The sequence below is a fragment of the Pontibacillus sp. HN14 genome, from assembly GCF_021129245.1.
In the GTDB taxonomy this organism is placed as follows: domain Bacteria; phylum Bacillota; class Bacilli; order Bacillales; family BH030062; genus Pontibacillus.
Window position 1 is genome coordinate 23,382 of record NZ_JAJOLR010000001.1, and the last position, 13,169, is coordinate 36,550.

Here is a 13,169-nt window from a genome sequence, read left to right on the forward strand (position 1 = left end):
GCGGAGTGAAGAAAGATGGATTACATTGTTGAAAGCTAGGTCGGTCTGTAGAAAGGTTTGTGAGCAGTGAAGAAAGGTTGGTGTGCAGTGTAGATAAAGGGTTTGGAATGTAGATAGACGGGTTTGACTGTAGAAAGAAAGGGTTGAGTGAAGAAAGCGGGGTCGGACTGCCGAAAGCCGCCCTCCACTGTCTAAAGCCAGAGCGCACTGTCTAAAGCGGATAGAGCAATGAAGAAAGATTACCGAGCAGTGAAGAAAGAGCCTCCGCAGTGTCTAAAGTAAGATCGGAATGTGCAAACAGGCGGCGGAGTGAAGAAAGATAGATTACATTGTTGAAAGCCAAACCGTTCTGTCGAAAAGAGCAGCGCAGTGTAGAAAGCGGATAGAGCTATGAAGAAAGGTTACCGAGCAGTGAAGAAAGGTTGGTGTGCAGTGTAGAAAAGAGGTTTGGAATGTATATAGAAGGGTTTGACTGTAGAAAGAGAGGGTTGAGTGTTAAAAGGCGGATGGCACTGAAGAAAGCCGCCCTCCACTGTCTAAAGCCAGAACGCACTGTCGAAAGCAAATAGAGCAATGAAGAAAGATTACCGAGCAGTGAAGAAAGAGCCTCCGCAGTGTCTAAAGTAGGATCGGAATGTGCAAACAGGCGGCGGAGTGAAGAAAGCTAGATTAGATTGTTGAAAACCAAACCGTTCTGTCGAAAGAGAGTGCGCACTGAAGAAAGCCGCCCCTCCCCACCCACGCACATAACCTCTCCCAAACAAAAAAACGAGCCCCAAAGGGCTCGTTTTCACAAGATTAATAGACTTTATCTCCATTAAAGATCGAGTTCTTCACAACAACATAGTCTACGTGCTTAATGGCATCAAGGTCCGTGCCGCCTGCGTAGGAGATGGCGGATTGGAGGTCTTGTTGCATTTCGGTAAGGGTGTCCTCAAGGGAGCCTTTGTGTTCAACGAACATTTTCTTGCCCTCGACGTTTTTCTTTTCGCCTTTTTGGAACTCAGAGGCAGAGCCGAAGTATTCTTTATAAAGCTTTCCTTCGCGTTCGACTGTTTCGCCAGGGGACTCTTCGTGGCCGGCGAATAGGGAACCGATCATAACCATTGTTGCTCCGAAGCGGACGGATTTTGCGATGTCTCCGTGGGTGCGGATGCCGCCGTCAGCAATGATAGGTTTTGAAGCGGCTTTTGCACACCAGCGAAGGGCCGCTAGCTGCCAGCCTCCTGTGCCGAAGCCGGTTTTGATTTTGGTGATACATACTTTCCCCGGGCCGATGCCGACCTTGGTTGCGTCAGCGCCTGCGTTTTCTAACTCGCGTACGGCTTCTGGTGTTCCGACGTTTCCTGCGATGACGAATGTGGAAGGAAGGTGATTTTTGATATGTTGGATCATTTGGATTACGGCGTTGGAATGGCCGTGGGCAATGTCGATTGTGATGTAATCGGGAACAATGCCTTCAGCTGCAAGCTCCTCAATAAATCCGTATTCTTCTTCCTTCACGCCAACACTAATCGAAGAGATTAGTCCGCGTGTTTTCATATCCTGGATGAAGGCACGGCGCGTAGCTGGTTCGAAGCGGTGCATCACGTAGAAGTACCCTTTTTCTGCTAAGAAGGTTGCGATTGTTTCATCTATGATCGTCTGCATGTTGGCAGGAACGACTGGTAATTCAAATGTATGGTTGCCTAACGTTACTTTTGTATCACATTCAGAGCGGCTGTTTACGACACATTTAGCCGGGATTAGTTGAACATCTTCATAATCAAATACATTTTCCATTGTATACACTCCCAAAAACCGAACATTAAAATTCGGTTAAACATTATCGTTCGTACAATATGTAATATAACGCATTTTCTAAAGTTTGTCAAAGACATTACTCATTAAAAGTTCGGAAATAAAGAGAAAAAGGAGAACCTGAAGCTTGTATATGCCTCGGTTCTCCTTTATTTACGAACTTTTATTGTATTCTGCTCGTTTAATAAACGATATTTCTTCCTCGATTACACCACAGGCTGCACATTGTACACGGTACTGAGCTCCGCGGTAAGGCATGTGCATGGGCTGATTGGAGAGATCTTCGTATTCTTCGACGATTTCACCCGTTTGGGGATTCTTCTTCACAGGGGTTACGACCTGTTCAATTAGATTGAAGCGTGTTTTGTTTGTTTTGCAACTCGGACAAAGATAAGGAGAAGCTTGTTCGGTTGTCATGACTAAAAACCTCCTTAAAGGATTTTTTATAGTATGTACATCTTGGCAATTCTTACTCTTTTGAGGAGGTTATGGGCATAAAGATCAGTGATTTTGTAGGTATATGGTTATATGGAATCCTTTCCACAACCTAAAATTCTCCATTTAAGTGGATTGATTTCCTTTTGTAAGCGCATAGAAAAATTTTCTAATGAAAACCGCCTTTTGGACCCTTTGACGATAGGTAAGGGTGCTCACTGGAAAGGTAGGTTAGTCTAGTCCATTTGTATTTATTTTTCTTGAAAAGGGCAATCGGTTGCGCTTATTTTTAGTACCGTTTACATTGACGGTCTTATCAGTCGATTAAGCCATTAGAACCAATTCTTGTAAGGCTTCTTGCTTCTTTTAAAAAGCTTTGACGAGTGGGGTTTTCGTAGCATACCGTTAAGACGCACCGCAAAAACAACCAAAAAACGGAGGGATTCATCTTGAGTAAAAAGAAATCGACTTTTACAAGACTGGCGTTGACAACTGCCCTTATTAGTAGTTTATTTGCCACTTCACCTATGCAGTCTGTAAAAGCAGAAACCACATCAAACACGGTCACTGCAGAATGGACGCGTCAGATGGCGCAGAATTTTGAGCGTACGAGCGAGAACACAGCTCCAGAAATCGACGCTGACTTTAAAGTAGTTGCCGAGGACTTATGGATCTGGGACACGTGGCCTTTACGAAACCGTGATGGATCTTTAGCAGAGATTAATGGTTACAAAGTTCAATTCGCACTAACAGCTTCAAAGGATTACACGTGGGGTGGACGTCACGACCACGCGGTTATCCGTTATTTCATCTCTGAAGATGGAGAGAACTGGGAAGTCGGCGGCGTAGCGTATGACCCAGAGAAAGCATACGGTTCTCGTCAGTGGGCTGGTTCTGCGATGATGGACGATTCCGGTAAAGTCACATTATTTTACACAGCTTCAGGTCGTAAGGAAAACGAAACAGCTCAGAACCACTTTGAACAGCGATTAGCGAAAACAGAGCTTTACATGTTTGAAGACAACGGGGAGTTCTCAGTAGAAAACACTGGAGAACACCAAATCCTGGCTGAAGCAGATGGTACATATTACGAAACGCAAGATCAGAAGACAGGAAGTATTATTTATTCTTTCCGTGACCCATGGTTCTTCCAGGACCCGGCTACTGGTGAAGAGTACATTCTTTTCGAAGGAAATACAGCTGGGTACGAAAAATCATTAGACCCAAGTAACATTGGAGATGAGGAGTTCCGTGCTACACATGACGTTCCTGAAGGGTCTGAAGACTTTAATGGAAACATCGGGATTGCAAAAGCGACGGATAAAAGTTTAGATAACTTCGAACTTCTTCCGCCACTACTTGAAGCAGACGGTGTGAACCAACAGTTAGAGCGACCGCATATTGTCGTGAAAGATGGAAACTATCATTTATTTACGATCAGTCACCAGTTCACGTTTGCTCCAGGTCTTGATGATGGGATTGACGGATTGTATGGTTTCGTGAACGATTCCCTTCGCGGCGACTACAAACCAATGAACGACAACGGCCTTGTAGTAGCGAACCCTGAAAGTGATCCATTCCAGACTTATTCTTGGGCGGTCCTTCCGAACGAGAACGTGATCAGCTTCATTAACGAATTTACGGATAACGGAGAAGCGATTAAAGGTGGTCAGTTCGCACCGACTCTTGAGATCAACCTTGATGGTGAGAACTCTGAAATCACAGGCGTTCTTAATGAGGGTGAAATTGAGTATCCAGAAACAGAAGAGGACACAACACCTGCTTGGAGTGCTGACGCTCTAGAAGAATACAAACTTACAGAAGAGACTACAGCGCCGAATTTTGATGTAAAAGAATTAGATCAGATGACTGAAGACTACCATGTATGGGATACGTGGCCTTTACGTAACAAGGACGGTTCAATTGCAAAAGTAAAAGGACAATACGTTCTATTCTCTCTGACGGCTCCATCAGACGTACTACCAGGGAAGCGTCATGACATTGCAGAAATTCGCTATTTCACGTCTAAAGACGGTCAGAATTGGGAGCTTGCTGGGGAAGTATTTGAAGGTGACGACGCGCTCGGTTCTCGTCAGTGGGCAGGATCTGCGATGGTTGAGAACAACGAGATTCACATGTTCTACACAGCAACAGGTCGTAAGGGAGAAGAAAACCTTTCTTACGAGCAGCGTTTAGCGACAGCTTCTGCTAAGATGACAGGTCAAAATGGTGTAACGTTCAAAGACTGGTCAGAGCATCAAGTAATTTTAGAGCCAGAAGGTGAGCTGTACCAGACACAAGAGCAGTCTGAAGCAGGCGACATTGCGTACACGTTCCGTGATCCATGGTTCTTCCAAGATCCACAAACAAACGAAGAGTACATCTTGTTTGAAGCGAACACACCAGGTACACCACTTGAGCGTGCTCGTGAAAATCACAAGCCAAATGAATTCGCAACCATTTTTAACGGTTCGATCGGTATTGCAAAAGCGATGAACGATGACTATACGGAGTTTGAAGCACAAGAACCTCTTCTTGAAGCAGAGCGTGTGAACCAGGAGTTAGAGCGCCCGCACATTGTGGTAGAAGATGGCGAGTACTACCTGTTCACGAATACGCATAAGCATAAATTCGGTCCAGGACTTGCTGGTGAGGACGGTCTTTATGGTTTCAACGCAGACTCTCTTAAAGGGGACTATAAGCCTCTAAACGAAAGTGGTCTTGTGATCGCGAACCCTGAAGAAGATCCATTCCAGGCGTATTCTTGGATGGTTATACCGAACATGAACGTATTAAGCTTCGCGAACTTCGATAACTTAAACGGTCTTGAGATTGGCGATCTTGGCGCTCAATCTGAAGAATATCAGTTCAGCCACTTTGGCGGAACATTAGCTCCAACGCTACAGCTTGATGTAGATGGTATGGAGACTTCGATTGAAGGCACACTTGAACAAGGCCAGTTATTCGAATCAAAAAATAACGGGAAAGCAAAAGGGAAAAATAAATAACCTTTTTCCGTTCTTAAAGAATGAGCACGACTGGTACAAGTAGAGAAAGAAACACAGGGGAGCTAGTCTAGTAGGCTAGCTTCCTTTTATAGAGGTGAATGACATGACGAAAATGAAACAATTGCTGATTAGCGGTGTGGTTATTTTGGTGCTAATCGTGGCCGTTTCCATCTGGTACGTCCTGCAAAAAGACGAACCAGATACGATCGAGGAAACGAGTAAGGCAACGAATGCTTCTTATGACGAGCCATGGCGCCCGCAATTTCACTACACACCAGCAGAGAATTGGATGAACGATCCTAATGGAATGGTGTACTATAAAGGAAAGTACCATCTGTTCTATCAGCACAATCCAAAAGGCGACCAGTTTGGTCATATGAGCTGGGGCCATGCGGTAAGTGAGGACCTTGTCCATTGGAAAGAGCTCGACGTAGCCATGACACCAGATGAGAACGGGATGATTTTCTCAGGAAGTGTCGTCGTTGATGATGATAATACGAGCGGTCTTTTCCCAGAGGACGAGGGCGGTCTGATTGCTTATTATACAAATGCGGGTGATGTTCAGGACCAGCGCCTGGCATATAGTACAGACGAAGGGAAGACGTGGACGAAGTATGAGGAAGGGAATCCCGTTGTACCGAATCCAGGGATAAAAGACTTCCGCGACCCCGTCGTAATGTGGCATGAGGAAACAGAGAAGTGGGTGATGCTTCTCGTTGCGGGAGACAAGGTAATGTTTTATGAATCGGAGAATCTTGTGGATTGGTCTTATAGTAGTGAGTTTGGTGCTGAACACGGGGCTCACGGAGGTGTTTGGGAAACGCCTGAACTGTTTGAACTTGCAGTCGATGGTGATTCTGACAATAAGAAATGGGTGCTTCAGGTGGACATGAACCCAGGAAGCATCGCTGGTGGATCTGGAAGCCAGTATTTTATCGGTGATTTCGATGGAAAAGAATTTAAACTGGACCCCGATCAAACCGAGACGAAATGGACCGATTACGGGAAAGACTTTTATGCCACCCAAGCCTTTAACAATATGGACCGTGTCGTTTGGATTGCCTGGATGAGTAATTGGCAGTATGCGGCTGATATCCCGACCTCCCCGTGGCGCGGTGCGATGAGTATTCCTCGTGAAGTGAGTTTGACGACAAACGACAGAGGCGAAATGCTTCTCACCCAGCAGCCTATCGAAGAATTACAGAACCTGCGCGGTGAGAAATTGATGGAGATGGAGAACCGAACGCTTAACGGAACCATGGCGATGCCTGAGTTTGATCAGAGTAGCTATGAAATCGTGGCCACGTTCCGAGTCGATGAGGCGAATGAGTTCGGCTTTAAAGTGGCAGAAGGTGAAGGTGAAGAGACGATCGTCGGCTATGACGACCGGAATAACTACCTCTTCACAGACCGGAACAACTCCGGTAAAACCGATTTCCACCCGGAATTCGGCGGCGTCTACCGCGCCCCGATGGAGGCGATGAATGGGTATACGATTAAGCTTCACATTTATGTCGATGAATCTTCTGTAGAGGTATTCGGAAATAATGGGCAGAAAGTGTTAACCAATCAGATCTTCCCGACTGAAGGTAGCGATGGCCTGTCGATCTATTCTTACGGAGGAACTGTGAAGATTGAGTCTTTAGAGGTTTATGATATGAAATCGATGCATGAATAAGGGAAAGGCCTGGCTGCTTTTATAGTAGCCGGGCTTTTTTTAGGTTTTGGGATGAAGGTGGGGGATGCGAGGTCGAGAAAGTGGCTTTGCGCGGCTAAAAAGAGATACGCGAGGTCGAGAAAACGTTTTGTTACGTCTAGAAAAGAGGAGGGGATGACGAGTAAGCGGATCGCCACGGCTAGAAAGCTAGATAGGACGACGAGAAAAGAGCGCCCACGGCTAAAAAGAAAGAAACGACGTCTAGATTCTTTGTCAGAACGTCTAAATATCAGACGCTACGTCTAAATTCCTGGCCAGGACGTCTAAAACCCCCCTCCCTCATATAAGATGACACCTAATCCTTCGCGATCTCCTCCGCAATCCATTGCCCAACAGAGGCAATCATCTCACGGCCTTCCTGATTTCTACTAAGACCATCCGTTAAAACAGCCGCATAAATGGTTTTACCTCTATATTCAAAAATCCCCGCATCATGTTCAGCACCTTCGAGCTCACCGGTTTTATGATAGGTCATAATCTCTTCAGAAGAAGTAAACGAACCGAGCAGGTCTTTGAACTGCTGGTTTTGTAAGACTTTTTTCATTTTCATTTGATCTTCTTTTATAAAAAGGGGATGGTGTTCATATATCGCCTGCAAACAGGTAACCATATCTCTGGCTGTTGTCCAATTTTCTAAACCGTTTTCAATCGCTTCTGAATCCATAAAGAAACGCTCGATCACCGAATGCTCACAGCCGAGCTGCTTCAATAGGGCATTCACGTTTTCCATACCGACTGCTTCTAATACTAAGTTTGCAGCGGTGTTATCCGATACGATAATCATCAGTTCGATCAGCTGCCGCAGAGTATAGTCTTGTTTCCCGGATAAATAGTGAATCACTCCAGCACCCCCAACGGTTTCAGTGGGATGGATGTTTTGGACGTTATCTAAATTGAGGGTTCCCGCCTGATGCTGACGAAAGGCTTCCATCATGATGGGAACTTTAATGACGCTTGCCGCACGAAGGGATGTGTCTTCATCGCGGGAAAAGAGGGGCGAGTCTCCTGCTGTGATGAGGATCGAGGCAGAAGCGTTTATTTGATGAAGTCTACGTTCCATTCTATCTTGTAAGGTGTTCATTAAGAGAATTCTCCTCTCGCTTCCATCTATACGACTTGGAAGGTATTGGGTACCTATTATCCTATCAAAAGATCGCGCATATACAAGCGAAAGAAACGCGCGTTAGCACACTAAAGGGATGAAGGGTGTCAGACACGCAGCGTCACGCTAATGCACTAAAGGGTGTCTGACACCCGGCACTGTGGTAATGCATTAAAGGTTGTGTCGGAATTTGTCAAAATCCGTCGTACGGTTATGGTTGCGGTGCAGTTTGGGCTGATATATAATCGAGTCAACAAATTGAAAACGGTTTCAAAAGGAGTTGAGTCCGACTCAGTGGTCTTTTGAAACTTTTATTCTATGAAATTTTGAAATCGGTTTCAAAAATCTTTTTCCTCGAAAGGAGGGTGGTTATGGTAACGATTGATGATGTGGCGAAGCGGGCTGGGTTATCGAAATCGACGGTTTCAAGAGTAATCAACGATTATCCCCACGTCTCCATTAAGAAGAAAGAGAAAGTGTTTGAGGCGATGAAGGAGCTTGGGTATGTGCCGAATTCATCTGCGAGGAGTCTTCGGAATAAGAAGACGAAGATGATTGCGGTGCTCGTGCCGCGCATTATGAACCCGTTCTTCGGACAGTTAGCTGAATCAATGGAAATCCAGGCAGCGAAGCATGGCTATCAGCTACTGATCTGCCAGACGATGTACTCAACGGAAACGGAACTCAAGCACCTCGAGCTTTTGAAAATGAGGCAAGTTGATGGGATGATCTTAACGTCGCTCGAGAATGACTGGGATGTTGTGAAAGAATACTTATCCTACGGTCCGATGATTCTCTGTAATGAGTTTGAAGAAGAGGCTACGATTCCGACCGTAAAGTTTGACCAGGTGCACGGAGGCTATGTGGCTACCAAACATTTAATCAGACAAGGACATAAGAAAATCGCTTATTGCACGGGCGGGCAGAAGAGTAACGTAGGTCAGCACCGGAGAAGAGGCTTTGATCTTGCTTTCGAGGAATTCAATCTCAATTTTGATGAGCGATATGGATTCTATGATGCGTTCTCGATTGAAGATGGCATCCGTATTTTCAAACACATTCATCAAATGCCTGATCCACCTACTGCCGTCTTTACGGGAAGTGATGAAGTCGCAGCCGGAATCATTACAGGAGCGAAGGAATACGGGGTGAAGGTTCCTGAATCCCTTGCGGTAATCGGGTTTGATAACCAGGTGATCACGAAGGTGATGGACCCGAAGATCTCAACAGTCGAACAGCCCATCCCTTTTTTAGCGAAACGGGCGGTTGAAGTGATGTTAGACAGGATTCATCACAAAGGGAAAGAGAAGGAAGTCTATGAGTATCCACTAGAGTTAATTATTAGAGAGTCAACAGTCAGTCCAATCCGGGCTGTTGAATAAATCGCTTAAATGAAAGCGTGTTCAAAAATAAGGGGAGGTCTTTTTAATGAAAATGAAGCACTGGTTGTTGTCGCTTATGTTGGTGTTGGTGTTTGTATTTGCCCTTGCAGCTTGTAGCGGAGATGATGATACAACATCGTCTACGGATAACGAAGATGATTCTACAACGGAAGAAACAGATACATCATCAGATAATGGCGGAGAAGAAGCTGAAGGATCTGATGAAGTGGTCAAACTTGTTTATGCACGTGGGCAAGACTCCACAGAAGGCACGGCTAAGATTGTAGAAGCTTTCAATGAAGAGCATCCGAACATTCAGGTTGAATTTCGTGAAATGCCTTCTGACTCAGGTCAACAGCATGACCAATATGTAACGATGCTAAACGCTGAGTCCTCTGAAATTGATGTGATGGACTTAGACGTAATCTGGCCGGCTGAGTTTGCTCAAGCTGGTTACGTATTACCGCTTGATCGTTTCCTTCAAAAAGACGGCATCAACACAGATGACTACAACCAGGGAGCCCTTTCTGCTGCTACCTTCAACGGAAAACAGTGGGCTATGCCGAAGTTTATTGATACAGGACTATTATTCTATCGAACGGATATTATCTCAGAAGACCAAGTTCCACAGACTTGGGATGAGCTGATTGCCTCTGCTAAAGAAAATAAAGGCGCAGAAGGTACTGAATTTGGTTACTTAATGCAAGCAAAACAGTACGAAGGATTAGTTACGAACGCCATTGAATACATCGCTTCTTACGGTGGTGCCATTCTGAACGAAGATGGAGAGGTCGTTGTAAACAGCCCGGAAACAGTCAAAGGGATCTCCAAAATGGTTGAAGTCGCAACATCTGATTTCGTACCTGGTAACATTACAACCTTTACGGAAGTGGAATCGCACACAGCCTTTATCGAAGGACAGTCTCCATTCATTCGTAACTGGCCTTACCAGTGGAACCTAGCAAATGACGAGAACGAATCAAATATCGTTGGAAACATTGGTGTTGCACCACTTCCAGCAGGTGACGCAGGTTCTGCAGCAGCCCTTGGTGGTTGGATGACAGCGATTAACAAATACTCTGAGCATCCACAGGAAGCATGGGAGTTCGTTAAATTCATGACAGGCCCAGAAGGTCAGAAGATCTCTGCGATTCACGGTGGCTTAGCGCCAACGCTTCCGGCCCTATTTGAAGACGAAGAAATTCTTGAAGCGAACCCATTCTTTAAACAAGAAGGTTTCCAAGAAGGGCTTGAAGCAGCTGTTTCACGTCCTGTAGCGCCAAACTATCCAGAAGTTTCAGAGATTATTCAAATCAACATCTCAAAAGCGATCGCTGGTGAGATGACTCCAGAAGAAGCAGCCGCGAAGATGGAGGAAGAGTTACAAAAAGTTATGCAGTAAGTCCATTCAGAGAGTAAGGTGAGGGCGACTCATCCTTCCAACTTTATAAATGACATCCGTTTATATTGTCGGGGGGAGGAGTGCCCTTTTCTACTCTTTTGACCCTTTAGGGGAATAAAGGAGGAGGTTGTCGTGTCGACTCGGCTGAAAAGTTCCAAGCAGGACGTCACCACGAAGGTAAATGATGCAAAGAAGAAAGAGAGAAGGACAGGTTTTCTTTTAGTTGCTCCATCGTTAATCCTCATCTTAATTATTGCAATTTGGCCTGTTTTGCAATCTTTTTATTTTAGTTTATTTGATTACAGGTTAAATGAACCAACGAAGTCTAGCATTCATTTGGATTATACCCTGGATCTCGAGCGGTACTTAAACAATCAGCCGTTCTTAGTCACGGCGCTCGATCAAGAGATCGATGATGCCCCGCCAGATGTTCAAGATCAGCTCCAGGAAATCAAAGGTGAACTGACAGAGTTTGATGAGAAGTTAAAAGCCCAGGACGGAGTGGCGGGTCCTTATGAAGAGGTGGATGAACTTCTGTTCAACTTTGAAGTTCCTAGTGAGGATCTGAAGTTTGTTGAAATCGATCGATCATTTGGTCAAGAGTTTGATGAAGAGTTCGCTTCGATTAATAAAGAACTGAATACGCTCCAGGATGAAGGCGTTCTTGAGCAAGGTGAGAAGCTCACCGGTCTTTCGAATGCCTTACTGAAAACAGTGGTGGAGTCGAATTTTATCGGACTTGAACACTATAAAAATAGTTTAACCGAAAAGCGGATGTGGGTTTCTCTAATGAATACAGGGATTTTCACCGTGATCTCTGTAGGGCTTGAGCTTGTCTTTGGTATGGCCATCGCGCTTCTTATTAATAAAGCGTTCTTCGGGCGCGGGATGGTACGGGCAGCGATTTTGATTCCTTGGGCCATTCCAACAGCGGTCTCCGCTAAGATGTGGAGCTTCTTATATGATGGTCAAAACGGGATCATCGCTAAATTCTTCTCGGAGATCGGAATTATTGATCATATGAGTACGCTTCTTACAACGCCGGTTGGCTCCATGGCCGCGGTTATATTAACAGACGTATGGAAGACAACGCCGTATATGGCCCTTCTTTTACTAGCCGGGCTTCAAACGATTCCGAGCTCTTTGTATGAGGCGTCCTCGATTGACGGGGCGAGTAAGTGGAAGCAATTTACGCAAATTACTCTTCCACTCCTAAAATCAAGTCTTCTTGTCGCATTGCTGTTCCGTACGCTCGATGCCTTCCGTGTCTTTGACTTAATTTTCGTTTTAACAGGCGGAGGACCAGCGAACGCAACGGAAACGATCTCGCTCTTCTCGTATAAAGTCATGTTCGGTCAGACGAACTTTGGAGAAGGGTCGGCACTTGCGGTCATTGTGTTTGTGTGTGTAGCGATTATCTCGATGATCTACATTAAATTCTTAGGCTCAGACTTACTTGGAGACGGAGCGAAAAAATAAGGAGTGATCAGGATGCAGAAAAAAGCAGGGGTAGGCTTCTACCTATTCTTAGCGATATTTATTTTCATCATCATGTTCCCGTTTCTGTGGATCTTATTGAGCTCCGTCAAACCGGTAGCTGAATTGTTTGGTGATGAAGCATTTAATTGGTTTACAAACAATCCGACAGTAGAGAATTATGTATCAGTCTTTGTGAATTATCCGTTCTTGAATTACTTGTGGAACAGTACGGTCGTCGCAACGATTACAACAGTTTATACCGTTTTCGTAGCCGCTTTTGCAGCGTATGCGATTGCCCGTCTTGAATTTCCGGGTAAAACGGTCATCTTAGGTCTTGTGCTATCGGTGTCGATGTTCCCGCAGATTGCTACGATTTCGCCGATTTATATTTTTATGAAGAACTTGGGTTTAACGAATAGTTACCTCGGGTTAATTATTCCATATACCACCTTTGCATTACCTTTATCGATCTGGTTGCTCGTTACGTTTTTCCGTAAGATCCCGTTCGATTTAGAAGAGTCCGCCAAGATGGACGGAGCTTCTATGATGCAGACGTATTTCAGAATCATTTTGCCACTGGCTGTACCAGGGATTTTTACAACAGCGATCCTGGTGTTTATTGCAGCGTGGAATGAGTTTCTATTTGCTTTAACGATTAATACAGCGGAAAGTCACAAGACGGTTCCGGTCGGAATTGGAATGTTCCAGGGTCAGTACACGATTCCTTGGGGAGAAGTAACAGCGGCAACGGTTATTGTAACTGTTCCACTCGTTATAATGGTGCTCGTATTCCAACGCCGCATTGTTTCTGGTCTGACTTCAGGTGCTGTAAAAGAATAAATGA

Annotated in this window: 9 protein-coding genes; 6 read left to right on the forward strand and 3 right to left on the reverse strand. The window is 45.1% G+C overall.

Features of this window, described 5'->3' with window-relative positions; genetic code table 11:
• Nucleotides 1-798 precede the first annotated feature (798 nt).
• Together guaC and LQ226_RS00120 are read right to left on the reverse strand one after the other, a co-directional pair.
• Complete coding sequence (gene guaC / locus LQ226_RS00115; protein WP_231415693.1) at nucleotides 799-1,782, reverse strand: GMP reductase; 984 nt, start codon at nucleotides 1,780-1,782, stop codon at nucleotides 799-801.
• Nucleotides 1,783-1,953: 171 nt separating this feature from the next.
• Complete coding sequence (locus tag LQ226_RS00120; protein WP_231415694.1) at nucleotides 1,954-2,217, reverse strand: DNA alkylation repair protein; 264 nt, start codon at nucleotides 2,215-2,217, stop codon at nucleotides 1,954-1,956.
• Nucleotides 2,218-2,684: 467 nt separating this feature from the next.
• Here LQ226_RS00120 and LQ226_RS00125 point away from each other — a divergent pair, with 467 nt between their 5' ends.
• Nucleotides 2,685-5,243, forward strand: coding sequence for a glycoside hydrolase family 68 protein (locus LQ226_RS00125; protein ID WP_231415695.1), 2,559 nt, complete (start codon nucleotides 2,685-2,687; stop codon nucleotides 5,241-5,243).
• Nucleotides 5,244-5,346: 103 nt separating this feature from the next.
• Nucleotides 5,347-6,921, forward strand: a complete 1,575-nt coding sequence (locus tag LQ226_RS00130; protein WP_231415696.1) for a glycoside hydrolase family 32 protein — start codon at nucleotides 5,347-5,349, stop codon at nucleotides 6,919-6,921.
• Nucleotides 6,922-7,255: 334 nt separating this feature from the next.
• Here the strand turns inward: LQ226_RS00130 and LQ226_RS00135 are convergent, their stop codons facing one another.
• Nucleotides 7,256-8,020, reverse strand: coding sequence for a serine hydrolase (locus tag LQ226_RS00135; protein WP_231415697.1), 765 nt, complete (start codon nucleotides 8,018-8,020; stop codon nucleotides 7,256-7,258).
• 413 nt (nucleotides 8,021-8,433) lie between these two features.
• Here LQ226_RS00135 and LQ226_RS00140 point away from each other — a divergent pair, with 413 nt between their 5' ends.
• From LQ226_RS00140 to LQ226_RS00155, 4 genes are all read left to right on the forward strand, one after another.
• Nucleotides 8,434-9,444, forward strand: coding sequence for a LacI family DNA-binding transcriptional regulator (locus LQ226_RS00140; RefSeq protein ID WP_231415698.1), 1,011 nt, complete (start codon nucleotides 8,434-8,436; stop codon nucleotides 9,442-9,444).
• Between the two features lie 46 nt (nucleotides 9,445-9,490).
• Complete coding sequence (locus LQ226_RS00145) at nucleotides 9,491-10,846, forward strand: ABC transporter substrate-binding protein (RefSeq protein WP_231415699.1); 1,356 nt, start codon at nucleotides 9,491-9,493, stop codon at nucleotides 10,844-10,846.
• Between the two features lie 132 nt (nucleotides 10,847-10,978).
• Nucleotides 10,979-12,325, forward strand: coding sequence for an ABC transporter permease subunit (locus tag LQ226_RS00150; RefSeq protein WP_231415700.1), 1,347 nt, complete (start codon nucleotides 10,979-10,981; stop codon nucleotides 12,323-12,325).
• Nucleotides 12,326-12,337: 12 nt separating this feature from the next.
• On the forward strand, nucleotides 12,338-13,165 hold the full coding sequence (locus LQ226_RS00155; RefSeq protein ID WP_231415701.1) for a carbohydrate ABC transporter permease: 828 nt from the start codon (nucleotides 12,338-12,340) through the stop codon (nucleotides 13,163-13,165).
• The last annotated feature ends 4 nt before the right edge of the window (nucleotides 13,166-13,169 follow it).